Below are 23,863 nucleotides of genomic sequence, written 5' to 3' on the forward strand. Positions count from 1 at the left end.
ATGCACATCACCGTTCTCGGCGCAGCGGGCGCCACCGGCAGCCGTGTCGTGACCGAGGCGCTGGCCCGGGGCCACCGGGTCACCGCCGCGGTACGCGACGCGCGGCAGTTCGCGGAGCTGCCGCCCGGCGCCCTCCCCAAGCTCGCCGACGCCGCGTCGCCCGCCGTGGTGACCGAACTGAGCGCCGGGCAGGACGTGATCGTCAGCGCGATCCGGCCCGCGCCCGGAAGCGAGGACCAACACCCCGTGGTTGCCCGCGCGTTACTGGACGGGCTGGCCGGCCTGCCGGTGCGGCTGCTCGTGGTCGGCGGCGCGGGAAGCCTGACGGTTCCCGACACGGGACTGCTCGCGGTGGACGACCCGCGCTACGTGGCCCCCGAGTGGCGGCCCATAGCCCTGGCCTGCAACCACCAACTGGACGTGCTGCGCGGCGACTCCGAGGACGTCGACTGGACGTACCTCAGCCCGCCCGCGTTCTTCGCCCCGGGGAAGCGCACCGGCTCCTACCGCACGGGCGGGGACGAGCTGTTGCTGGACGCGGACGGCGACTCCGCCATCTCGATGGAGGACTTCGCGATCGCCCTGCTGGACGAGGCGGAGCACCCCAGGCACCGCCGTACCCGCTTCACCGTCGCCCACTGAACCGCTCCCGACCACCGAACCGCTCCGACCACCAAACCGCTCCCGACCACCGAACCGCCCCCGTCCGCCGGGGCGTTCGCCCGTCGAGGCGGTGCCACCCGCCGAGTTGGGCGGCTCGGACCGCCGGAGCGCCGCTACCGTCCGTCCCGATCGCCACCGGTCTGGCCCGCCGGAGCGACGTGCCCCGCCAACTACCGGCAACGGAGCGGGCGTTCCGGGCAGCCGGACGGACGTTGCGGGCGGCGGCGGGGAGTTCCGGCGGTACGTGGAGTTCCGGCGGTACGTGCGGAAGTACGGGGACGCGGACGCGAGATGGCCCGGCGCGCACCGGTGGGGCGGTGCGCGCCGGGCCGTCGTGGGTCTACCGGGTCAGTGCGGGGATCCGACGGTACGGAGGGGGAGCCAGCCCTCGCGCCCGGAGTCGGCGCGGCACCATATCCAGCCGCCCGCCGGGTCCTCGTCCAGCACTTCCAGGACGTCCCCCGGGGTGGTGGGTAGTTCGGTGGTGTCGTACTCCTGCTTCACGGTGACGGCGCCGGAGGGGGCCGAGAGGTGCTCGGCCGGGACCCAGCCCGCGCCGTGCTTCGCCGTGACGAACACGAACTCGGGCCATTCGGGACTCCGTTCACCGGCGTGTACCTCGTCGCCGGTGGTGAGTCGGAGCGGATCGCGCGTGGGGATCTGATGTGCGGAGATCGCAGTTACCCGGATCGTCATGCCCTCCAGGCTGCCATGGGGTACTGACAGGAGAGCGCCGCGCCGGGGGTGCCGGAACCCCGGCCCCGACCCCTGCCCATGCGAGGGCTTCGATCCGGAATGGCCGGTTCTGCACCGGGGTGCGTCCGGTTCGTTCCGCGCTCGCACGTTCTCGGTTGCACGGGCCCTCCGCCCGCGCCTCCCCGGCGTCCGGAGACGCGCGGGGAGCGTCACGCGGTGGGGCGGCGCCTCAGACCGTCAGCACGATCTTGCCGCTGGCGCGGCCCGTCTGGCTGAGGCGCCACGCCTCAGCCGCCTCCTCCAGCGGCAGCGTCCGCTCGATGGGCACGCGGAGCTGGCCCGCGTCGGCGAGGTCGGCCAGCGTGGTGAGCCCGGCCGCGTCCGGCCGCACCCACACGTAGTGGGCGCCCTTCCGCTCGGCCTCGGTGTCCACGACCGAGGCGATCCGGCTCCGGTGCTCGTGCGCGTTCAGCAGCCCGGTGGAGAGCCGGACGGCGTCGTCGCCGCCGAAGTCGAGCGCCGCGTCGATCCCGTCCGGCGCCAGCGCGCGCACTCGGTCGGCCAGCCCGTCGCCGTAGGTCACCGGCTCGGCGCCGAGGGAGCGCAGATACTCGTGCTTCGCCTCGCTCGCGGTGCCGATGACGCGGGCGCCGAGGTCGACGGCGAGCTGGACGGCGAAGGTGCCGACGCCGCCGGCGGCGGCGTGGATCAGCACCGTCTCGCCCTCGCTGAGCCGCACGCGCCGCACGGACTGGAGCGCGGTCAGCCCGCTCAGCGGCAGCCCGGCCGTCTCCTCCCAGCTCAGCGTGCGCGGCTTCCTGGCCAGCAGCCGCACGTTGGCCGAGACCAGCTCCGCGTACGTGCCCTGCTGCGCCCAGTCCTTACGGACGTAGCCGAAGACCTCGTCGCCGACCGAGAACTCGCCGGCGTCGAGACCGGTGCGCTCCACGACCCCGGCCACGTCCCAGCCGGGGACCAGGGGGAAGCGGGTCTCCAGTACCGGGTCGAGGTGCCCCGCGGCGATCTTCCAGTCGACCGGGTTGACGGCGGCGGCTCGCACCCTGACCAGGACCTCGTCCAGCGTGACCTTGGGCTCGGGCAGCTCCGTGACGTGCAGTTCGTCGGCGGATCCGTACTTGTCCAGTGCAATGGCCTTCATGTCCTGCATGGTCGCCCAGCGGTGGGCTTTATTCCGCTCGCCATGCCGTCTCCCGGCCCGGGCGGGCGACCGCCGGACGTAGCGGACGCGGGTGGGGAGGCGCCCGCCGTCCCGGAGCGCGCGAGGGATCCGGGGGTGGCTCCGCGAGGTCTCCGCGCGGGCTCCCGGGGCGGCGCAGGGACGGTGCGGGGCGTGTCGCGCGCGGCCCCCGATGGTTCGTACGCTCGTGTCACAACAGGAGTTCGTACGCTCGGGGCACAGCGGAACCGGCCGTCGGGGGTGGAGTGTGGAGCGCGGTGTGCTGATCGCGGGGCGCTACGAGTTGGTCAAGCGGATCGGCCGGGGCGGTATGGGCGAGGTCTGGGTCGGCCGGGACCGCGACCTGTACCGGGACGTGGCGCTCAAACTGCTGGTGACGGACGAGGCGTTGCCGGAGGACGTCCCCCGCCGCTTCGAGCGGGAGGCGGTCGCCGCCGCGCAGGTCAACCACCCGAACGTGGTGGCCCTGTACGACCGGGGCGTCCACGAGGACCTGCTCTACCTCGTCATGGAGTGGGTCGACGGGCGGACCCTCGCCGAGCACCTGAACCCGGAGCACCCGATGGGCCCGGCCCGCGCGCTGCGGATCGCCGAGGAGGTCTGCGCCGCGCTCGTCGCCGCGCACCAGGCGCGCGTCATCCACTACGACATCAAGCCGCACAACATCATGCTCACCACGGACGGCGACCGGACAAAGGTGGTCGACTTCGGCATCGCCGGGTTCATTCACAACACTTTCACCCTGGCCCGTTCCTCGCAGCTCGCCCCGGCGGGAACGGCGGAGTACGGCGCCCCCGAACAGTTCCAGACCGAGCGCGGCGACGCCCGCTCGGACCTCTACGCCCTCGGCGGGGTGCTCTTCGCACTGCTCGCCGGGCGTCCTCCGTTCACCGGCCACAACGGGCTGGCCGTCGTCCGCCGCAAACTCGACGAGGACGCCCCGAGGGTGAGCGAGTACCGTCCCGATCTGCCAGGCGGCGTCGTGGAGTTGGTCGAGGACCTGCTCCGGCGCGATCCCGATGACCGCCCGCGCTCCGCCGCCGTGGTGTACGCCGCGCTACGGCGGCTGCGCGCCCAACTCCCGGGTGCGGACGCCTCGGAGGCTGTCACCGTCGCCAGCGGCCGTCTCCGGACGGGTACACCGGACGGGAACGTGGACGGTGGCGGGGAGGGGTACGCCGACGTGGACGGTGACGCCGAACAGCCGCCCCGGCTGGAGCCGGTGGGGCTTCCGGGTGATCAACTCCCCACAGGAGATGGGGAATTGGTGAGAGACGGCGGTCACTCTCCCGACGGGCGACGGGAGTTCGCCGGTCCCGAGGAACCGGACTCGTCCGAGTCGTGGGGCTCGCCCGGGGAGCCTGGCCGGTCCGGGGTGCCCGGTGGAGCGGAGGGGCCGGACGGGCCCGTTCGGAAGAACGTCCCGGAGGGTGAAGGGATTTCGGCGGGAGGAAGGGGTTCGGCGGGGTCCGGCGGAGTGGAGGGACGCGCGGACCCGGAGGAGCCCCGGAGTGCCCCCGCCCCGAGTCCGGCCGTGCCGAACCCGGCCGTCCCGAGTCCGGCCGTCCCGAACCCGCTCGGCGCCGGTCCGTCCGCCCCGGTCCCGTCCTCCCCCGTGGAGGGCGGACCCGGGGCGCGTACGCCGCGCCGCCCGCCCCGAACACGGGTGCTGCCGCCGCCCGTTGTGGACTCCTTCGAGATGGCCTGGAGCGGCAGGGAGCGGCTGGCGGACTACGCGAGCCGGACGAGCCCGCCGCTGTGGCAGGGCTGGATGCTCCTGCTCTGCGTCGCGGGGGTCACGCTCGTCAGCGCCGTCCTTCCGCTGCGGACGGGGTCCCTGGCCTTCGGCCCCGGGCAGGGCGACAATCCGTGGCTGCTGGTGACGGTGATCTGGGTGCTGGGCGGGGTGTGGACGATCAGGCTGGCGGCCTCCACCGTGCCCAGTACGGTCAAGAGCGTGCGGGAGACGCTCGGGTTCGGTACGCGACCGTCCTGGTCGCTCCGTATCGACCAGGACGGCATCACCACCACCGACGCCTCCAAGGCGACCCCCGCGACCGGCCCGACCGGTCGCCGGACCTGGCCCTGGTCCCACGTTCGGACGGTCACCATGGAGCACATCCGTGGCCGGGCGCCGCACCGCTACTCCGGGCTCCACATCCGCTACACCTCCGACGCCCCGTCCACCGTCAGTGGGCACCCGGCGGGGTGGACGCACGCCAGCCATCCCGCGACGCGCCGGGACGGCAGCGCCCCGCTCTGCGTCCTGGGGCCGCTCACGGAGCGGCAGCGCGCCGAACTCACCGACGCTCTCGCCCGGCACGCCGGCCGACGGTGGCGTCCGGGCGACGAGGCGTCCCGCCGCCCCTGACCGTCCCCCGGCTCGCTCGTCCGCCCAAGCTCCGTGTCCTCGCGGTTCGTTGGACCTCGTACGGGACCGGTGTCGCCGACATCCCCCGGCGGTGGGCGGGTTGCGTCAGTCGCCGGTGCGGTGCGCGCGTTCGCCCCGTCCGGCGGACACGTTCCGCTCGTTCCGCCCGCCGTGCTCGTCGTGTGCGCGCCGCCCATCCTCCGGCCCGGCCGTCTCCGTACGGCCCGGGGAGTCCGTACGACGCGGGGCGGAGGCGTTCCCCTCCGGGGCGGCCGAACCCGCCCCCCGCTCGGGGGCGTTGGCGTTCGGTACGGGGATGGGCGTGGCTCGCTCGCCGGTCTCCGTGTCGCGTGCGCGCGTCCGGAGGGTGAGGTAGATGAGCAGGCCGAAGGCGAGGAACGCGGTGGCGGTGCGGCCGTAGTTGAACGCCTCCCAGCGGTTGAGGATCTCCGCGTGGTCCGGGGGAGGGGTGGAGGTGACCCACTTCTTGATCCTGCCGTTGATCGGCACGTTGCCGAAGCGGGTGATCAGGAAGGACGCCAGGGCCAGCAGTCCCGCGCCCCCCGCGAGCCGCCGCGTGGTGCCGCGCGTCAGGACGGCGAGGGTGACGCAGCTGAGGAAGGACATCGCCATCGTGGCCTGCATGGTGATGCTGTTCATCCGCATCAGTTCGCTGTGGAAGTACAGCCTGGTGTCCAGCGGTACGACGTTGAACGTCGGGACGAGGTTGGCGGCCCCGTAGCCGAAGGCTCCCGAGAGGGCGCCGGTGGACAACAGGGCGATCCCCTGGGTGATGCGGACACGCATGCCGAACCTCCGTGCTCTGGGCCCGAGTTGGCCGCCCCGTGCGTCGGGAGCGGCGTGTCCGGTGCCCGGCCGGATGGCCGGGGGACTCCCCGGGCTATCGCTTACAGAGCTGTAAGATATGCACGTGATTCATTTCTGACAAGTCTGTCAATTATTTGCCGGTGGGGGTCTCGGCGTAGCCCCTCGGGAGCCCTTCGCGCGGCGCTGGCGCCTGTCGCGCGGCTTCGGGTGAACCCTCCCGTGGGACGGCGGACGGGTCCCTTCGCGCGGCGACGGGCGGCCGGTGCGGGGGACCGGACGCGCGGCGGGTGGCGCGGGTTGAGCGGTCAGCGTCCCGACGCCCGGTCGTGCGGGGCGAGTTGGGGAAGTGGGGGCGCGGGGAGGAGGGGCCGGTTCGGGTGGGGCTCCGGGTGCGGGGTCAGTCCGGGGGTGCGGGGGAGACGGGATGGGGAGACGGGGGCGTGAGCGCCGGGGGCCCCTCGGCTCGCGCGCTGTCGCGCGCCTCGTGGCGTATCGCGACGACCACCATGTCGTCGTCCAGGGACCGCGCGTAGTCGACCACGTCCCGCTGGATGAACCGGGCCACCTCCGTGGGCCGGGCGGCGGCGTCCCGGTCCGCGGAGGTGGTCCGGACGAACCGTTCGTACATCCGCTGTGACAGGGGGTAGAAGCCGCCGTCCGGGCCCCGGGCCTCCGTCACCCCGTCCGAGTAGGCCACCAGCACCCGGTCCGGCGGCAGTTCGAAGGTCTGCGTCGGCGTCTCGAAGGAGGCCAACTCGCTGAGGCCGAGCGGGAGTCCCGGTTCGGTGTGGGCCAGCGAGACCCCGTCGGGCGCCAGCAGGAGCAGCGGCGGATGCCCCCGGTCCAGCACCCGGACGACGGGACGGTCCTCCGGGAACTCCATCAGCACCGCGGTGGTGAACATCTCCTCCAGGTCCGGGCCCGTCGCCAGGGTCTCCCGGTCGATGGCGAGCGCCTGGTCCATCCGGCTGGCGACGTCCGGCAGCGCCGGGTAGGTGACGGCCGCCTCGCGGAAGACGGCGAGCACCGTCGCCACCGTCTCCGTCGCGCCCAGGCCCTTGCCCCGGACGTCCCCCACGAGCACCCGCACCCCGAACGGCGTCGGCTGCACGCTGTACAGATCGCCGCCGATCAGTGCCTCGTCGTCGGCCGCGCGGTAGAAGCCCGCCAGCCGCAGGGTGCCGAGTCGCTCGGGGAGCGGGCGGAGGAGCGCGCGCTGCGCCGTCACCGCGACGGCGCGTACCCGGGAGAGCTGGAGCAGGGTGCGGTGCCGGGCGTACGAGAGCAGGACGGCCAGCCCGGTCACCACCGCCAGGGTGATGATCGCGCCCGTCAGCTGGGGATCGAAGCCGACGCCGTTCCACAGGTCCAGCCCCAGCAGCAGCAGGACGCCGACCGCGCCGACGAGGGCCGTGGTGCGTGGTGAGTAGACGAGCGCGCCGAGCAGGACCGCGCCGCTCAGCAGCGAGCCGAAGAAGTACTGGGGCGGGGCGACCACCTGGAGCACCATCGACGTGGTGATCAGCAGCGGAGGGAGCCAGCGCAGCCAGCGGGGCGGCCAGGTCTCGGTCCCTCTGACCGACGCGTTGCTCGTACCCACCGAGCGCCACTCCTCTCCGCTGCCTGCCGCTCTCTGTCGCTGCCTGCCTGTCCCTGCCCGTGCCCTTCCGTCCCTGCCTGTCCCTGCCCGTGCCCTTCCGTCCCTGCCTGTCGACGCCCGCCGCCGCGGTCGCCCCTCGCCGGGGCCTGTCGTCGCCGCGGACTCCGTCTGGTCACCTGTCCCGGTCGCCGGTCACCGTCACCGACGCGGAGGCGTGAGGTCGAGTGGACGCCCCGGGGCGTAGAAGTCAGATTAGGACAGTGGCGGATAATTCGGACGATCGGCCCTACGGGCGGCTTCAGTACCTGGCGCGGCTGACCCCGACGTTGTTGCTGCTCGCGGGCGTGCTGATCGCCATCCTCACTCCGGAGGGCGTCGCGGTCACGACGCCCTTCGCCGCCGCCCCGGTGGTCGCGGCGGCCGTCCAGTCCACCCGCGCCACGGTCCTCACCGGGTTCGCCGCGACCACGCTCGCCGTGGCGATGTCCCACTGGTACATCGCGGTGAGCCTCGTCGAGGATGTGACCAGAACGCTGACCGTGTTCACCGTCTCCGTGCTCGCCGTCGGGCTCAACATGCTGCTGCGGCGCAGTGGGCGGCGGCTGGCCTCCGCGCGGAGCACCGCGGAGGCCGTGCAGCTCGCGGTGCTGCCCACTCCACCCGACCGGGTGGGGCCACTGCGCCTGGCCGCGCACTACCAGGCGGCCCAGTCCGACGCGACGATCGGCGGGGACATGTACGCCGCCCAGTCCACGCCCCACGGGGCCCGACTGCTGGTGGGCGACGTCCGGGGCAAGGGGCTGGGCGCGGTGGGCGCGGTGGCGGTGGTGATCGGCGCCTTCCGGGAGGCCGCCGAGCACGAGGAGCGGCTGGAGGACGTCGCCGCCCGGCTGGAGCGAGCCCTCCAACTGGAGGGCTCGCGACGGCCCGGCAGCTACGACCAGGCCGAGGGCTTCACCACGGCGGTGCTCGTCGAGGTGCCCACCCGTCGGCCCGGGCTGCTTCGGGTGATCAACCGAGGTCACCCCGCGCCGCTGCTGCTGGACCACGGGGCGGTGCGGGTGCTGGAGCCGTCCGCCCCCGCGCTGCCCCTCGGGCTGGGTGACGTGGCCGCCTGGCCCGACCAGCCCGACGAGCTGCCGTTCCCGGCCGGCTCCCAGCTGCTGATCTTCACTGACGGGCTGTCCGAGGCCCGAAACGCGGACGGCGTCTTCTACGACCCGGCCCAGCGACTGGCGCGCCGCTCCTTCGACTCTCCCGAGGCGCTGCTCCGGGTCGTGGCCGAGGAGGTCGCCGAGCACACGGGCGGCGGTACGCAGGACGACATGGTGCTGCTCGCGGTCGAGAACCAGGACTCCGGTGGGGGACGCGCCGCGCCACGGGACGTGAGGGCGGACGCCACCCCGGAGGCCCCCGGCGCCGCGGGCCCCGCCCCACGGGGCGCGACCCGGCGGGACGCGAGCCCACGGGACGGGCCACCGGCGAAGGGGAGGCCAGCACCCCCAACTCCGCCCCACGGCACGGAGTGACACGGCGCGCGGGGTGAACCGGCGTTCGCGGGGCGGTGGGTGGCGGGTGGCGTCACCACCTGACCGTGGGGGAAGAGTGAAGGATGGGCGGGAGGTGCGGCGGAGTCGTGTGTGGCGAACATCGCTTTCGCGACCGCGAGTTGTGGTGACTGAGGGCTACCGGAGGCCCGAATCCCGTGATCCGGCACCCCAATTGACTACTCCTGTCCCGATACGGGCAACCCAATGCGATGACAAAAAAACCCGGACCGGCTTGGAATCACGGCCGGCCTTCCATTAACGTCCGATAACAACGCAGCGCGGTCGTCACAGCCGTCACGAGAGACGGCACCGTGCGCCGTCGCCGAATCCCGCACGTGCACCATGCGTGGCACAACTCGATAGCACTGCACCGAGGGAACCGGGGAACCACTTCCCCTCGCGCCCGGACCACGGTCCGGACCGGGGGGCCGGGGTGAATCAGGCGGCCTTTCCGGAGGCGGCCCGTAGGAGACCTTCCTGCTCCGAACCCGACAGCTAACCCGGTAGGCGAGAAGGAAGGAAAGGAGTGCGCCCCCCGTGGCGTCCAAGAGGCATGCCCCCCCGGCCTCGTACGAACCGTATGAGGACGAGGGAACCGGACCGTACGACGTGTATGACCCGTATGACGCGTACAGTTCGCGTTCTTCCCATGAGGCGTATGGGCCGCGGAGTGACGAGCCGTGGGACGAGTGGAACCCCACCGAGGAGTCCATCCGCCCCGTCCGTGGCCGTCACCGGGTGGGCAAGCAGCGCGGCGGTGGTATGGCTCGCAGCGGCGCGGTGCTCGGCGTCGGCATGATCGCCGCCGTCGGCGCGGGTGGCATGGCCACGGCCAAGGACAAGGACCCGGCGTCCATCTCGATGCCGGACCTGGCGAGCGCCGCGAACACCATCAAGGAACTGCCGAGTCAGCTGCCCGACGCCAAGGAACTGCCCGGCGTCGGCGGGCTGGTGGGCGGTGACACCGCGTCAGCCGACGGCACCGCCGTCGCCGCGCAGGCCCCGCTCACCTCGGCCGGGGTCACCGCCGACGAGGCGGAGGCGGGCCAGACCGACGCGGGCGAGGCCCTGCGCTCCCGCATCCTCGCCCAGGCCGAGCAGCAGCAGAGCGGCGCCGACGCCGCGGCCCGCGCGAAGGCCGCCAACGAGGCCCGGCAGAAGGCTGCCGCGGAGGCCGACCAGAAGGCGGACGCCGCCCGCAAGGCCGAGGCCGAGCGGAAGCGCAAGATCGCCGAGGAGAAGCGGAAGAAGGCCGAGGCGGAGCGCCTCGCCAAGCTGGCCCGCAGCTACACCGCGCCGCTCTCCTCCTACCAGCTCAGCGCGGGCTACGGACAGGCCGGCGGCATGTGGCAGAGCGACCACACCGGACAGGACTTCGCCGCCTCGGCCGGCACCCCCGTCAAGGCGGTGCACACCGGCACCGTCACCGAGGCCGGCTGGGCGGGCTCCTACGGCTACCGCGTGGTCCTGACCCTGGAAGACGGCACCGAGCTGTGGTTCTGCCACCTCTCCTCGATGACGAAGTCGTCCGGGGACAAGGTCCGCACCGGTGATGTCATCGGCCGCGTCGGCTCGACCGGCAACTCCTCCGGTCCGCACCTCCACATGGAGGTCCGGCCCGGTGGTGACGACCCGATCGACCCGCTGGCCTGGATGCGCGGCAAGGGCATCAACATCTGAGCCTCCCGGTGATCCCCGTCCGGCCGTCCGGTCGTCGGAGGTCCCGTCCGTCGCGCCCCGTGCCGGTGCCACACCGGCCGGTCGGCCGCCGTCCCCGAGCCTCCCCGCTTACCGGGACCGGTCCGACGCCGCGCGACGTGGGTCTCCCGCCATCCGGCCGGTTCGGGGCCCGGGCGTGGACGGGCTCCGGTCCGGTGCCGCCTCCCGACGGTCGCTGACGCGGCCGCCTGGGCCGGGAGGCGCCGGGTCGGTCAGCTCGCCGCCCCCGGTCGATGGTGCCACCACCGACTCTCGTACTCTCGTACCGCTACCGTCACCCCCGCCGGAGGAACGCCACCGCCCACCCAGACCACGCCGCCGCCCCGCACCGCTGACCCGCGGCGCGACGCGTTCGCTCCGCTCCGCTCAGCACAAGGAGGGGACGGGGCGGCGGCGAGGGAGCCCCACTCCCACCCCGCGCGTGGCGCGCGCTCCGGCCCCGACGGCCCTGGTGAACCACCCCCCGGCACCAGGGCCGTCGGACTGTCTCCCGCCCTTCGCCGCGCGCCGGCGCCGTACGCCGTCTCCCGGGGGTACCCCGCGGCCCGCCCTCGCGGGGCTCGCGTGCTGGGCCCGTCGGCCGCCGTACGTCCCGGATCAGCCCACCGCGCCCGCGCCCCCCGGGTCCGGGGCGTCGCTGTCCGGGTCCGGGCCCGCGCCGTCCGGGGTCTCGGGGTTCGGGGCGTCGTCTCTCCGGGGCTCGGTGATCGGGGGCTCGCCGTCCGGGACCTCGGTGTCCGGGGTGCCGTCGCCGTCCGGGGCCTTCCCGGACTCGCCGTCGGGGGAGGCGGGGGTGTCCGGGGCGGGTGCGGTGGCGGCTTCGGGGTGGGGTGGCGGCGCGGCGGGCGGGTGCGGGGCGTACGGATGCCCGTGCGGGGGCCACGGGTCCGAGGTGGGCCGTGGTAGCGGGGTGGACCAGGGATGTCCCGAATGTCCGGAGTGGGTGGGAAGTGTGGGATGGGCGAGGTGTCCGGGGTGCGCCGGGTGTGGGGCGTGCCCGGAGTACCCGGAGTGCCCGGTGTACCCGGAGTACGGGGAGTACGGGGACCGCCAGGCGGGGGCGGGGACCGGCAGGGGGGCGCGGGGGCCCGGCAGGGTGGCGACGGACCGCTCGGTGGCGGGTCCGGCGAGGGGCCGCAGCTCCCACAGCCGGTGCAGGAACATCTGCTCGTGGTGGCCGAAGTCCGGGCCGGGGCGGTGGGCCTCGGCGCTGGCGCGGAGTTGCGCCAGCCGGGTCGCGTCGCGCTGGTAGTGCTCGACGGCTCGCGCCCCGGCGCTGCCGTGGTGCTGCCGGGCCAGGCCGCGGGCGAGCGCGCGGGCCCGCATCGAGCCGAGCGCCGCGGGCTCGGCGGCGGTGAACCATCCGGCCGCCACGTACGACGGCAGTACCGCGCGCACCGAGCGGAGCGTGTCGAACCGGGCCCAGAGGGCCAGCGCGGTCAGCGCGGCGAAGACTGGGAGCATGAACAGCCCGTACACCGCGAGGAAGGTCAGGTCCGCGAAGGAGGCGGCACCGTTCCATATCGCGTGCAGCAGGACGGCCGTGACCAGCCCGAGGAGCGGTATCACCGTCCGGGCGAGGCGGCCGAGCCGGGGCAGGGCCGCGAGGATGCCGAGGGCGATCCCGATGAACGCGGTGAACAGCGGGTGCGCGAACGGCGAGAAGACGATACGGACGAGGAAGGTGGCGACCGTCTCGGACGGTGCCGCGGCGGCGCCCGCGACGCTGTCCGCGTCGTAGGCGCTGCCCAGGTACAGGACGTTCTCGGTGAACGCGAAACCGGCGGCGGTGCTGCCCGCGAAGACGATTCCGGGGACCACGCCGGTGAACTGCTCCCGGCGGAAGAGGAAGAGCAGCAGCACGGCGACGCCCTTGGTGATCTCCTCCACGACGGGCGCCACCACGGTCGTGGTGAGCCGGTCGGCGTGGTCGGCCGAGTCCACCTCGACGGAGCTGATCAGCCAGTCCGAGGCGAAGCCGTTGGCCAGCAGCGCGACGAGGGTGGCCGCGCACGCTCCCCAGGCGAAGGCGAACCCCTGGCTCTGCCAGGGCGTCGGTTCCGTGCGGCCCAGCCACCGGAACGCGGCGATCAACAGCGGTACCGGCAGCAGTGCGAGGGCCAGTCCGACCAGCAGCCCCCGGGTTCCGGTCTGCTCCCGCACCAGGCCCATGATCAGCAGCCCGCTGAGGGCGAGGAGCGTGACCAGTCCGGTGGCGCGGAGCGCTCGGCTGTGCCGTCGCCACCAGGCGGGCGCGGGCGGATACGCGGAGGCGGGAGCGGGTAGCTCGGGCTCCGGTGGTGGCACTTCCGGCGCCTGGGGCGGAAGTGCCGGGAGCCCCGCCGTACTCGGGGGGCCGCTCCGCGCGCCTGCTGCCTCGGGGTTCACCCGACGACACTAACGAGTGAGCCCGCCCGGCCGGGAGGCCGGGAACCCCCGGTTCCGGGCGCGGCGAAGGCCCCGGGCCTTTGGGGAGCGGCCCGGCCCGCGAGAGGGGGCGGCCGTGTGCGGGGTGGCTCGCGTGAGGGGGTGGCTCGCGGTGGTGAGACGGGCTCCGTCACCGCGAGCCGTGTGCTGGACCGGTGGTTCGGTCAGACGGCCCAGTAGTAGCCGCCGGAACCGTAGGAGTACTCGGTCCGGTTGTCCACGTGGGTGAAGGTGTTGTAGCGGATGATGCCGGAGAAGCCGGACTTCTGGGCGTAGGAGATCGTGTTGCTGACCGTGCGCCCGCTGATCACGATGTCGGCCGCGATCCCGTACATGTGCTGGCTGTTGGAGGCGCCGCCGACGTTGGAGTTGTGCCGCTTGCTGCGGAACCCGCTGTTGACGGTGATGCTCCGGTCGCCGGCCTTCTTGCGTACGGCTTCGAGCTTGTACATCAGGCGGCGGATGTTCTCCTTGACGGTGCTGGCGCTGACCTTGCCGCCGTTGAACTTGGAACCGTCCTTGGAGTAGAACTCCGAGAAGTTGAAGTGGTCCGTCGAACCGTCGGAGTCCTCAAGGGAGTTGAGCTTGCGCTGGGTGTCGGGGCCGACGACGCCGTCCGCCGAGAGCCCGTAGGCGCGCTGGAAGCGGATCACCGCCGCCTTGGTGCCCGGGCCGAACTCGCCGTCCACCGCGACGTGTGTGCGCTTCGCGCTGTCCGCCGCCCATCCGGCGACGCGGATCTGGAGTTCGCGGACGTCCGCGCCCTTGGAGCCCTCGCGCAGCGTGCCCGACCAGCTGTACGCGTGCGCCTCGGACGGGGCGGCTATCTGCGGGACGCCGAACGCCAGCAGGGCGGCGAGCAGCACGAACACCGCGCTGCCGAGCAGGGAGGATCTGGGTCTCGTGGTCAATGGATGGTCCTATCGCGAGAAGGTGCTCGAAGGCCGTACGGGCGGTCACGGCCGTACGACGCTGCTCGGGCGCCCGTCACGGGCATGCCAAGAGCAGATCATGATTAGGGCATGAGCTGGACCAACGTTCAAGACCCGGCGGGGGTCGGCAGTGGTCTCCACCAGTAGACGCGTTTCTGAGCTGCGCAAACGAGCCGGGTGCGGCGTGCGATTTTCACCGGATTCCGGTTCCGGCCCGGCATGCGGACGCGTCGCGGGCCCGTCGTGGGTGGCTGTGGGTGGCTGTGGTGGAGGGCTGAACCGCGGTCGAGGCGGGGCCAGTTCAGGCGGCGGCGGTAGTGGTGGCGGAGGCGGCGGGGCTGCGTGCCCGTCGCCGGAAGCCCTCGTGCCCGTCGACCGGAGTCCGCGTGCTCGGCCCCCGGAGCCCCCGTCGTGCCCGTCGCGGGGGAGTAGGGGGCGCGTGGCCAGTGGTGCGCTGTCCGGGTGGCTCGGGTGGGCGGTCAGTGGTGCGCGGTCCGGGGCGTGCGGTCGGGGTGGCCCGGCCGGTGGCTGGTGGTCAGCGACGGCGGAAGAGCAGGTCGAAGACCTCGTGGCCCTTGTCCAGCCCCTGCCCCTCGAAGCGGGTCAGCGGGCGGGACGCGGGGCGTTCGGCGAAGCCGCCGTCGGCCCGCGTGTTCTCGTACTCCGGGTGCGCGGTCAGCACGTCGAGCATCTGCTCGGCGTAGTCCGCCCAGTCGGTGGCGCAGTGCACCAGCGCTCCGGAACGTAGGGGTCCGGCGGCCACGTCCAGGAACTCGGGCTGGATGAGGCGGCGCTTCTGGTGCCGCGCCTTCGGCCAGGGGTCGGGGAAGTACACCCGCATCCCCGCGAGCGAGTCCGGCTCCAGCATTGTGCGGAGCAGGATGATCGCGTCGCCGTTGGCCACCCGGACGTTGGCCAGGCCCGCCGCTTCCGCCAGCCGGAGGAGGTTGCCCTGGCCGGGGGTGTGCACGTCCACCGCGAGGATGCCGGTCGTGGGGTCGGCGGCGGCCATCCGGGCCGTGGCCTCGCCCATGCCGAACCCGACCTCCAGGACGACGGGCAGTTCCGTTTCCTCGGACGGCGCCCCACCCTCGGGCGGCCGGGCTCCCTCGGGCGCCGCGCCCTCCGCCGGACGGTCCGAGTCCGGGCTGGCGTCCGGGGCCGGGGTGGTGGCGAAGAGGGCGGCGAGGTCGAGGCGGTGGCGGCCGTCGACCTCCACGCCCCAGAGCGGCCAGAGCCGTTCCAGCGCGCCGCGCTGCGCCGTCGTCACGCGGCCTCGGCGCGGCTGGAAGCTGCGGATGCGCCGCTCGTGGTGGTCTCCGGCGGGATCGGGGGCCGGTCCCGGACGGTCGCTGGAGTGAGGGGTTCGCCTGGTCACAGTGGGCACGATGGTACGTGCCGCCCGGCCGCCGCCGGTCCGCCGCCCGCGCCTCCCGCACCCCCGCGACGCGGCCCTCCGGAGCCCGCCCCCCTGGGACCCGGACCCCCGGAGCCCGGCCCCGCCGTGCGGCGACCCCGCCCTTCGGCGCGCGGTCCGGGGCGCGGTGCCCGGGGCCGGGGTCAGCGGGAGGACGGGGTCGCCGCCAGGGCGGTGAGCGCGCGGCGGGCGACCTCGCGGCCGATGGGCAGGGCGGCGGTGGCCGCCGGGGAGGGGGCGTTGAGGACGTGGACGGTGTGCGGCGCCTCGGTGATCAGGAAGTCGTCGACCAGGGTGCCGTCCCGCAGGACCGCCTGCGCCCGGACGCCGGCCGGGGCGGGACGCAGGTCGCGGCTGGAGACCTCGGGCAGCAGGCGGCGCACCGCCCGGGTGAAGGCCCGCCGGGACAGCGAGCGGCGCAGCTCGCCCGTGGCGTACCGCCAGTGGCGGCGGGCTATCCGCCAGGTGCCCGGGTAGGCGGCGATGCCGCGCAGGTCCGCCGCCCGCACGGTGCGCCAGTCGTACCCCTCGCGGGCCAGCGCGGGGACGGCGTTCGGGCCGATGTGCACGCCGCCGTGCACCCCCCGGGTCAGGTGGACGCCGAGGAAGGGGAAGGCCGGGTCGGGCACCGGATACACCAGGCCGCGCACGAGGCTCGCGCGGTCCGGGGCCAGGTCGAAGAACTCGCCCCGGAAGGGGATGATCCGCGCGACGGGGTCGTCGCCCGCGAGCCGGGCCACCTGATCGCAGTGCAGTCCCGCGCAGTTGACCAGGGCACGGGCGCGCAGCGTCGCCCCGTCCGCGAGGCGTACGGCGACCCCACGGCCGGTGCGCCGGTCGATCGCGGTGACGTGGGCCCCGTATCGCAGGGTGGCGCCCGCCTCCCAGGCGAGGGTGGCGAGCCGGTCGGCGACCGCCGGGAAGTCGCAGACGCCGGTGGTGCCGACGTGGATCGCGGCGACGCCGTTGACGTGCGGCTCGTGTTCGGCGAGCTGTGCGGGCCCCAGCTCCCGGACGGGGATGCCGTGCTGCCTGCCCCGCTGGATCAGCGCGTGCAGCCGGGGGAGTTCCGAGCGGTCGGTGGCGACGATCAGCTTGCCGGTGATCTCGTGGGCGATGCCGTGTTCCGCGCAGAACCCGGCCATCTCGCGGGCGCCCTCGGTCGCGTAGCGGGCCTTGAGGGAACCGGGCGGGTAGTAGATGCCGCTGTGCATGACGCCGCTGTTCCGGCCCGTCTGGTGGCGGCCGGGGCCGGGCTCCTTCTCCAGCACGGTGACCCGCAGCCGGGGGTCGGCCCGGGTCAGGGCGTACGCGGTGGAGAGGCCGACGATGCCGCCGCCGACGACCAGCACGTCACGGTCGACGGCGGGACGGCGGCCGCCGGACGGGGCGGGCCGGGGGGCGTCCCCCACGGGCACGGAGGAGCTGGCGGGCACCGGGGAACCGGTGGGGGCGGTGGACGGGGGACGGGTGGGTCGCTCGGCGGCCCCGGCCTCCGGCGGGCGGCCGCCGCCGCTCTCCTCCGGCCGCCCGGAACCGGTGTCCGGGAAGGGCGGACGTTCCGCTGCGGTACTGCGCTTCGACGACACGTCCCCATCATGGCCCGGACCACCGACAGCTGGCCTCGTCCCCGGACGATCCCGGTGCGGAACCCGGGTGCCGGAGGTGGCCACCGGTCGCTCGGGTCGCGCGGCCACGGCCGCCCGGCCGCGGGGCGACCCCCGCTGCCGGGGCCCGACGGCCGGGAGCCCCGCCCGGGCGCGAGCGCCACGCGACCGGTCGCGCGCTGACGCCAAGAGCCCTGGAAGCGCGGCGAGTTCGACGGCCGGTTCGCCGGAGGCGGCCGAACGCCCGGGAAACGAGGACGACGACGGGCCTGGGGCCGCGCGGACGACGTCCCCGCCTCGTGGGACGGAGCACCGTGCCGGGCCCCGTGGGACGAACTCCCCTTCCGTGCGGCGTGGTTGTCGTGCCTCAGGCCGGGGTCATGAGCAACGGACGGGCACGCTCGCGGAGTTCGACGACCCGCGGCTCGTCCCCGTACGGCTCCAGGCGGTTCAGCAGGTCGCGTACGTACTCGGTGGTGCGGGCGGAGGAGATACGCCCGGCGACCTCGACGGCGCGTGCCCCCGCGGCACACGCGGCGTCCAGGTTGCCCGACTCCAGCTCCGCGACGGCCGACACCACCAGCCGCAGTCCGTGCGATCTGACGAACTCCTCCGTCGGTCTGGAGAGGGCCTGTTCGGTGAACCGGCGCACCTGGCGGGGGGCCTTCAGGTCGCGGTAGCACTCGGCGGCGTCGGCGGCGAGCCGGTCGTAGGAGTAGAAGTCGAGCCACTGCGGGTCGCCGTCTCCCGCGCGGGCCCGCTCCAGCCAGCCCTCGGCGGAGGAGAGCGCGGCGGCGCAGGCGTGGCTGTCGTTCGCCTTGGCGTGCGCGCGGGCCTCGATGAGGTGGAAGAAGCTCATGGTGCGTGCCGTGGCCAGGCCGCGGTTGCGCTCCAGCGCGGCCTGGGCGAGGTCGACGCCCTCGTCGGAGAAGCCGCGGTAGGTCGCCTGGAGCGACATCGAGGCCAGGACGTACCCGCCGAGCGGGACGTCGGCCGCGGCGCGCGCGAGCCGCAGCGCCTGGATGTAGTACCGCTGCGCCGCCTCCTGCTGACCGGTGTCGAAGGCCATCCAGCCCGCGAGGCGGGTGAGTTCGGCGGTCGCGCCGAACAGCGACCGGCCGACCTCGTCGGAGTAGCAGCCGAGCAGCAGCGGGGCGGCGTCCACCCGCAGGCACTCCGGCACCATCGACGAACGCCAGTCGCCCCCGCCGTACTTGGAGTCCCAGCGGCGGGCCTCGTCGGCCGCCTCCCGGAGTTTGGAGACGTCGCTGTGGCCGACGCGCAGCGCCGGGGTACCCGGGGGCGCGTCGGCGTCCTGCGCGTCCCGCACGGGATCGTCGCCACGGGCGCCGTTCGCCGGGTGGGCGGGCACGCCGTTCGCGCCGTCCGCCGCGTCCACCTCCCGGGCGACGGAGGTGTCCGCCGGGGATATCAGCCAGCGGGAGGCGGGGGTGGCGTAGGCGCTCACCGAGAAGGACCCGGCGAGGGACTGCCAGATGCTGCCGCCGCCGCGCCGCCCGGCCAGGTCGAGCCGGTAGAGGTCGGTGGCCGACTTCACGGCGGCCCGTACGTCCCGGGGGAAGGCGAGGCCCACCTCGGGCGTGGGGTCGGCGTCGGCCAGACCGATCTCGTGCAGGGGGACCGGGCGGCCCAGTTTGCTGCCGATGGCCGCCGCGATCAGGTGGGGCGCGGCCCCCTGCGGGACCATGCCCTTCGAGACCCAGCGGGCGACCGAGGTCTTGTCGTAGCGCAGACTGAGACCGCGCTGTGCTCCCAGATCATTGACCCTGCGGGCGAGCCCGGCATTGCTGATCCCCGCGAGGGCTAGGACGGTGCCGAGTTTCTCGTTCGGCCCGCGTGACTCCCTGGACATGCGCACCCCTGACACACACCGACGGCCGCCCCACGGCGGTGCGCGGGGCGTGCCCCCCGCACAGCCGGGGCGAGGAGCACCGCCAACCCAGAGTAGTTCGCCGGATCCCGACCGTTAAGGGGCGGTCTCCCGGATGGCGGGATCCAGATTGGTCATTCCTGACCGGTTTTCTGGCATCGGTGTACGTGCGCGGGTCACGTGCCAACCGTGCGCCGGGGGCGGGCGGTCGGCCGAAATCGGCTGCGCGGGGCGCCGGGGCGCGTGCTCCGGCCGTGTGGCCGTGCGCCCGGGAATGCGCCTGTGCCGGGGGTCGTGGGGCCGCTTCCATGGAGAGTGCGTGGGTCGGCCCGCTGCACCTCGTCACCGCGCGGTCAGTGGGCTGGGGGACACCGTCGCCTCATTCCCCGCGGGCGACGGTTCGGTCCGGGGGGTGTGGAGCCCCCCGGACTGACAGTACGGACCGAAGTGTTCCGCTCCTCTTCCGGACGTGTCCAACTCCCCGCAACCATCCGGTAATTGGCCGAATGACATCGGTCGAATGAGGGGTGCCGGGTGCGGAGGCCAGCGGAATATGCCGCCCCCGGCGGGCCCGCGCCACGGTGGCCGAACCCGCCCCGCCCCCCTGCCGCACAGCATCCGCACACCTCCCGCACGGCACTCTCATGGCAACATGACCGCATGCGTTGGTTGGTGGGGTGGAGCAGCACGGCAGCGGCCGGAACCGGTGCCGACCCCGACAGCGCCACCGTCCTGCCCGTCGGCGCCCACTCCCTGTGGGGCGACCCGGACCCGCTCTGGGCGGTCGGCGACTGGCGGCCCGACGAAGTACGCGTCATCCGGGCCGACTCCGGCAACCGCCTCGCGGTGCTGGGCAGTTGCGGTGCGACCGACGAGGAGCTGCGGGCCGGGCTGTACGCCGCGCGCGGCGGTGCCTTCCGTCATCTGACCGCCTGGTCCGGCAGTTACACCGCCGTCGCCTGCGTCGGCCGCCGCCTCACCATCACCGGGGACCTCGCCGGGGCCCGCCCCGTCTTCCACACCCCCTGGGCGGGCGGCACCGCCTACGCCACCGCCGCGCTGCCGCTCGCCGACCTCATCGAGGCCCAACTCGACATCGGGCACCTAGCCGCCCTGCTGGCCTGCCCCGACGCCCCCGAGGCCCTCGGCGACGGCACGCCCTACGAGGGCGTCCGCCGGGTCCCGCCCGGGCACGCGCTGATCCTGCGGGACGGCAGCAGCCGCGAGATCGCCAGCTACGAACCCGCCGCCTCGCTCGTCGTCTCCGCGCCCACCGTCGAGACCGAGACCGCCGTCCAGGGTGTGCGCGACGCCCTGGTGGAGGCCGTCCGCACCCGGCTCGCCGCCCCCCGGCACGCCGCCGAGAGCGACTTCGACGCCGGTCCCGTCCCCGGCATGGGCCCCGCCGAACGCCGGGCGGCCCGTGGCGGCCCGGCCCCCGGCATCGGCGCCGACCTCTCCGGCGGCCCGGCATCCAGCACCCTCGCGCTGCTCGCCGCCGGACTCCCCGGCATGCCCGGCACGGTGGCCGGGACCGGCGCCGCCGAGGCGGGCGAACGGCTGCTCGCGGTCACCTTCAACGACCAGGCGACCAGGCCCACTTCACCCTGGGAGCAGTCGGACGCCCCGGGCGGCGTGACGCACCGTCCCTCCGGCCGGGACGCCGAACTCGAACGCGCCCGGGTGCTCGGCGACAACCCGCGCCTGCGCCACGTCATCGTCGCCGCCGGTGAAGAGGCCCTGCCCTACGCGGACCTGGAGAGCTTCCCGCTCACCGACGAGCCCGCCCCGGCGCTCATCCGCTCGGAACGCCACCGCGGTTGGCTCTCCTCCGGCAGCGCGGACCACTTCGTCGGGCACGGCGCCCGCCCCGTTCTCGACGCCCACCCGGCCCGTCTCGCCGACCTCCTCCTCGACCGAAGACGACGCCATCTCCTGCGCCCCGTCACCGCGTTGGCGAAGGCCGAGGGCGTACCCGCCGGACGCAGCCTGCTCGTTCCGCTCACCGTGTACCGCGCCGCCCGCCGCCTCGCCCGCACCCCCTACCGGGACGGCGTCTACGACACGGCCGCCCGGCTCCGGCAGGGCGACATCCCGGTGTGGAACGGCGAGAGCGCGGTGGACGCCTCGGTGGCCGCGCTCACCTGGTGCCGTCCCGGCCCGGCCGCCCGCTGGCTCACCGGCGAGGCGCTGGCCCAGGTGTCCCTCCGCCTGGAGGCCGCCGCGCACGCCCGTCCCTCCATCGAGCGGCCCGGCGAACGCCGGGCCCGCGCCGCCCTCGCCCGGCAGGCCGCCGACCACCGGATCTTCGAGCAGGCCGCCGAGGTGCGCGGCCAGCGGCTGCACGCCCCGTTCTACGACAACCAGGTGGTGCGCGCGGCCCGCGCGCTGCCACAGGCCCTGCGCGTCAAACCGGGCGCCCGCGCCTCCGTGCTGCGCGCGGTGCTCGCCGGAGCGGGGGTGCACGACCTGCCGCTCGGCTGGGGCGCCCCCTCGCACGCCGCGCAGACCGCCGCCGTCCGCGCCGGACTGCGGCTGGCCGCCGACGACCTGATGGAGCTGTTCGCGGCGCCGCTGCTCGCCGACGCCGGGCTGATCGAGGCCCGGGTGGTGCGCCAGGCCATCCGCGCGGTCGCGGACGCCGCCGCCGAGTCACCGGACGCCGAGGGCGCCTGCCTCCCGCTGGACGGCATCGCGGACCTGGTCTCCACCGAGCTGTGGCTCCGCCGCCTGATGGCCCGGCGCGGCAGCTGCTGGACGGGCGCCGCCGCCCCACGGCAGCGGGCCGGTGCGGGCGGGGTGGCCCCCGCCCCCCAACGCCCCGCCCTCTGAGGGGCGTTGACCGGGAACGGCCTCCGCGGCTCGGACGCCCGTGGGCTGAGGCCCGTAGCTGGTGCCCGTGCGCCGTGGTCCGCCGCGTCCCTCGCCGTCCTCCGTCGCTGACCCGGTTCGGCGTGGAGCCGCGCTGACGCCGGTTGGCCGCCGGGCCCGGCGGCCGCCCGTCGCCCCGGAAATCGCTCGCCGTGGACCGAGTCGGCGTGCTGGGGTGGTGCGGATGACCACTTCCCCGTACGGCGACGCCGCGCCCGAACCCGAACCCGAACCGGCCGCCGCCGACCCGCTGGACGACCCGGAACCACCGCCCTCCGAACCCTCGCCCGCCGCGCTCGACTGGGCCTTCGAACGGCTGGCCAAGGCGAGCCCGGCCTCCGGCGCCACCGTGCGGACGGTCCGCCGGCTCGACGGCGGCAGCCACGCCTCCACCCACCTCCTGGAGACCGACGATCCCGAACAGAGCGCCGTCCTGAGGCGGTTCGGGCCCGGAGACGACGCCGCGGCGCGGGAGGCGCGGGTTCTCGACGCGCTGGACGGACTGGACGGGTTCGCCCCGCGCCTGCTGGGCGCCGACCCGCACGGCGAACGGTGCGGCGTCCCCGCCGTCCTGATCAGCCGCCTCCCCGGGTGGGCCGACATCACCCCCGACGATCCGGAGCGCGCCGCCGCCGAACTGGGACGCGCCCTCGCGCGGCTGCACGCCGTGCCGGGCGCTCGGCTCACCGGTCTCCGCGACGGTATGGCCGCCCCCCGCAGCGTGACCGGACCGGCCGCCGTGGCGCTTGCCGGGCAGCGCGACCGACTCGCCGCGCAGCCCCGGGTGTTGACGCACTTCGACTACTGGTCGGGCAACGTGCTGTGGCGGGAGGGCGCCCTCACAGGGGTGGTCGACTGGTCCGGCGCGGGCCTCGCCCCGCGCGGCTTCGACATCGGCTGGCTCCGCCTCGACCTCGCACTGCTGCACGGCCCGGACACCACGACCGTCGACACCTTCACCGCCGCCTACCGGACGGCGTCCGGGGTGTCCCCGCCCGACGCGGAACTCTGGGATCTGTACAGCGTCGCCCGCGGTCACCGCACCGTCGAGACCTGGGTGCCGAACTACGCGGACCTCGGCCGACTCGACCTGGACGCCGCCGAGTTGCGTCGCCGCCACACCGGCTGGTCGGAACGCTGCCTCGACGCCGTCCGCCCCTGACCCCGCTTCCCGCCCCCCCCCGTTCCGCTCCGCCCCGGATGACGGGCTCGCGGTACCCCCGCCGGGCCACGTGGGGAGTTGGCCGGGTGCGGCCCCGCACGCGCGGGGCCGCACCCCTCGGCCGCCGAGTCACCTCCCGGTTCCAACAACCCCTCTCGTAGGGCCGGTTCCGTGACACGGCCGCGCCCCGGCCTTCCCCGGCCAGGCGCCATCCGGCCCGCCGCCGACGCCCGTCCCTGGTCCTCGACGGCGGTGGCGGTTCATGCTGGCGGGCATGCCCTTCCCCGATGAGCCACACCTGGTCGCCGTGCTGGACTACCAGCCCCGGTGGGTGGCCGACTTCGAGCGACTGGCCGGGACACTGCGCGACGCGCTGGGCGACCAGGCCCGCGCGATCGACCACGTCGGGTCCACCGCCGTACCCGGACTGGCCGCGAAGGACTGCGTGGACGCCCAGGTCCTCGTCGACGACATCGAGGAGGACCGGCAGGTCGCCCTCCTGGCCGCCATCGGCTTCCGCTGCCGCCCGGAGCCCTGGAACCGCACGGAGACCTCCTCCGGACAGGAGTGCCGGAAGCTGGTGTTCGCGCCGCCGATCGGCGCCCGCCGGTGCAACGTCCACCTGCGACGCCTGGACGGCCCCAACGCCCGCTTCGCGCTCCTCTTCCGTGACTACCTGCGCGCCGACGGAACGGCCCGTCAGGGGTGGGGCGACTTCAAGAAGCGCCTGGCGCTCAGCGTGCCCGACCTCTCCGACAACGGGCAGATCAAGGCCCCCGCCACGACCGTACTGATGGCGGCGGCCGAACGCTGGGCCACCGAGACCGGCTGGCGCCCCGCCCCCCGCCGGACCACCTGAGGCGGTGCTCGCCGAGCGGGCACCGCTCAGGCACCGCCACCCCCGACCGCAGGCTGCGGCGCCAACGACCGG

General features: G+C 74.6%; 16 protein-coding genes and 1 riboswitch. Of the genes, 7 read left to right on the forward strand and 9 right to left on the reverse strand.

What is annotated here, in order from left to right:
* Entirely contained in the window at positions 1-642 is a 642-nt protein-coding gene (locus tag E0L36_RS23705) for an NAD(P)-dependent oxidoreductase (RefSeq protein WP_180931310.1), read from the forward strand.
* Between the two features lie 369 nt (positions 643-1,011).
* On the opposite strand, the gene E0L36_RS23710 is transcribed toward E0L36_RS23705, so the two are convergent.
* Together E0L36_RS23710 and E0L36_RS23715 are read right to left on the reverse strand one after the other, a co-directional pair.
* Positions 1,012-1,359 carry an SH3 domain-containing protein gene (locus tag E0L36_RS23710; protein ID WP_180931311.1) on the reverse strand — a complete coding sequence of 116 codons (348 nt, stop codon included), beginning with the start codon at positions 1,357-1,359 and terminating at the stop codon, positions 1,012-1,014.
* Between the two features lie 229 nt (positions 1,360-1,588).
* Positions 1,589-2,518, reverse strand: coding sequence for an NADP-dependent oxidoreductase (locus E0L36_RS23715; RefSeq protein WP_180931312.1), 930 nt, complete (start codon positions 2,516-2,518; stop codon positions 1,589-1,591).
* Positions 2,519-2,816: 298 nt separating this feature from the next.
* On the opposite strand from E0L36_RS23715, the gene E0L36_RS23720 reads away from it, so the two are divergent.
* Positions 2,817-4,928: a serine/threonine-protein kinase gene (locus E0L36_RS23720; protein WP_180931313.1), complete on the forward strand. Its 2,112-nt coding sequence runs from the start codon at positions 2,817-2,819 to the stop codon at positions 4,926-4,928.
* A 105-nt stretch (positions 4,929-5,033) separates the two neighbouring features.
* Here E0L36_RS23720 and E0L36_RS23725 read toward each other — a convergent pair whose 3' ends face one another.
* Entirely contained in the window at positions 5,034-5,735 is a 702-nt protein-coding gene (locus tag E0L36_RS23725; protein WP_180931314.1) for a DUF1772 domain-containing protein, read from the reverse strand.
* Between the two features lie 418 nt (positions 5,736-6,153).
* Entirely contained in the window at positions 6,154-7,356 is a 1,203-nt protein-coding gene (locus E0L36_RS23730; protein WP_308416901.1) for a PP2C family protein-serine/threonine phosphatase, read from the reverse strand.
* 260 nt (positions 7,357-7,616) lie between these two features.
* Between E0L36_RS23730 and E0L36_RS23735 the strand changes: the two genes are divergently transcribed.
* On the forward strand, positions 7,617-8,885 hold the full coding sequence (locus E0L36_RS23735) for a PP2C family protein-serine/threonine phosphatase (RefSeq protein WP_308416902.1): 1,269 nt from the start codon (positions 7,617-7,619) through the stop codon (positions 8,883-8,885).
* A 331-nt stretch (positions 8,886-9,216) separates the two neighbouring features.
* Positions 9,217-9,431, forward strand: a riboswitch (cyclic di-AMP (ydaO/yuaA leader).
* 12 nt (positions 9,432-9,443) lie between these two features.
* On the forward strand, positions 9,444-10,586 hold the full coding sequence (locus E0L36_RS23740) for a M23 family metallopeptidase (RefSeq protein WP_180931315.1): 1,143 nt from the start codon (positions 9,444-9,446) through the stop codon (positions 10,584-10,586).
* 636 nt (positions 10,587-11,222) lie between these two features.
* Here E0L36_RS23740 and E0L36_RS23745 read toward each other — a convergent pair.
* The 5 genes from E0L36_RS23745 to E0L36_RS23765 form a co-directional block, all read right to left on the reverse strand.
* Positions 11,223-12,932 carry a PrsW family glutamic-type intramembrane protease gene (locus E0L36_RS23745; RefSeq protein ID WP_308416903.1) on the reverse strand — a complete coding sequence of 570 codons (1,710 nt, stop codon included), beginning with the start codon at positions 12,930-12,932 and terminating at the stop codon, positions 11,223-11,225.
* Between the two features lie 284 nt (positions 12,933-13,216).
* Positions 13,217-13,963, reverse strand: a complete 747-nt coding sequence (locus E0L36_RS23750; protein WP_180931317.1) for a D-Ala-D-Ala carboxypeptidase family metallohydrolase — start codon at positions 13,961-13,963, stop codon at positions 13,217-13,219.
* A gap of 556 nt (positions 13,964-14,519) precedes the next feature.
* Positions 14,520-15,362, reverse strand: a complete 843-nt coding sequence (trmB, locus tag E0L36_RS27175; protein ID WP_308416904.1) for a tRNA (guanosine(46)-N7)-methyltransferase TrmB — start codon at positions 15,360-15,362, stop codon at positions 14,520-14,522.
* A gap of 182 nt (positions 15,363-15,544) precedes the next feature.
* Positions 15,545-16,813, reverse strand: coding sequence for an L-2-hydroxyglutarate oxidase (gene lhgO, locus E0L36_RS23760; protein ID WP_180931674.1), 1,269 nt, complete (start codon positions 16,811-16,813; stop codon positions 15,545-15,547).
* A 562-nt stretch (positions 16,814-17,375) separates the two neighbouring features.
* Complete coding sequence (locus E0L36_RS23765; protein WP_180931318.1) at positions 17,376-18,881, reverse strand: MFS transporter; 1,506 nt, start codon at positions 18,879-18,881, stop codon at positions 17,376-17,378.
* 678 nt (positions 18,882-19,559) lie between these two features.
* On the opposite strand from E0L36_RS23765, the gene E0L36_RS23770 reads away from it, so the two are divergent.
* From E0L36_RS23770 to E0L36_RS23780, 3 genes are all read left to right on the forward strand, one after another.
* On the forward strand, positions 19,560-21,731 hold the full coding sequence (locus E0L36_RS23770) for an asparagine synthase (protein ID WP_180931319.1): 2,172 nt from the start codon (positions 19,560-19,562) through the stop codon (positions 21,729-21,731).
* A 223-nt stretch (positions 21,732-21,954) separates the two neighbouring features.
* Positions 21,955-22,932 (forward strand): phosphotransferase family protein, encoded by a 978-nt coding sequence (locus E0L36_RS23775; RefSeq protein WP_180931320.1) that lies wholly within the window; start codon positions 21,955-21,957, stop codon positions 22,930-22,932.
* A 274-nt stretch (positions 22,933-23,206) separates the two neighbouring features.
* Complete coding sequence (locus tag E0L36_RS23780) at positions 23,207-23,791, forward strand: GrpB family protein (RefSeq protein ID WP_258016531.1); 585 nt, start codon at positions 23,207-23,209, stop codon at positions 23,789-23,791.
* The last annotated feature ends 72 nt before the right edge of the window (positions 23,792-23,863 follow it).

The organism is Streptomyces sp. AJS327 (genome assembly GCF_013450295.1).
Taxonomy (GTDB): Bacteria; Actinomycetota; Actinomycetes; order Streptomycetales; family Streptomycetaceae; genus Streptomyces.

What these genes read in the sequence shown, in the direction of transcription:
- E0L36_RS23705 (WP_180931310.1), top strand. Translation starts at nt 1, where the DNA reads ATGCACATCACCGTTCTCGGCGCAGCGGGCGCCACCGGCAGCCGTGTC.
- E0L36_RS23725 (WP_180931314.1), bottom strand. Translation starts at nt 5,735, where the DNA reads ATGCGTGTCCGCATCACCCAGGGGATCGCCCTGTTGTCCACCGGCGCC.
- E0L36_RS23770 (WP_180931319.1), top strand. Translation starts at nt 19,560, where the DNA reads ATGCGTTGGTTGGTGGGGTGGAGCAGCACGGCAGCGGCCGGAACCGGT.
- E0L36_RS23775 (WP_180931320.1), top strand. Translation starts at nt 21,955, where the DNA reads ATGACCACTTCCCCGTACGGCGACGCCGCGCCCGAACCCGAACCCGAA.
- E0L36_RS23780 (WP_258016531.1), top strand. Translation starts at nt 23,207, where the DNA reads ATGCCCTTCCCCGATGAGCCACACCTGGTCGCCGTGCTGGACTACCAG.
- E0L36_RS23765 (WP_180931318.1), bottom strand. Translation starts at nt 18,881, where the DNA reads ATGTCCAGGGAGTCACGCGGGCCGAACGAGAAACTCGGCACCGTCCTA.
- E0L36_RS23715 (WP_180931312.1), bottom strand. Translation starts at nt 2,518, where the DNA reads ATGAAGGCCATTGCACTGGACAAGTACGGATCCGCCGACGAACTGCAC.
- E0L36_RS23710 (WP_180931311.1), bottom strand. Translation starts at nt 1,359, where the DNA reads ATGACGATCCGGGTAACTGCGATCTCCGCACATCAGATCCCCACGCGC.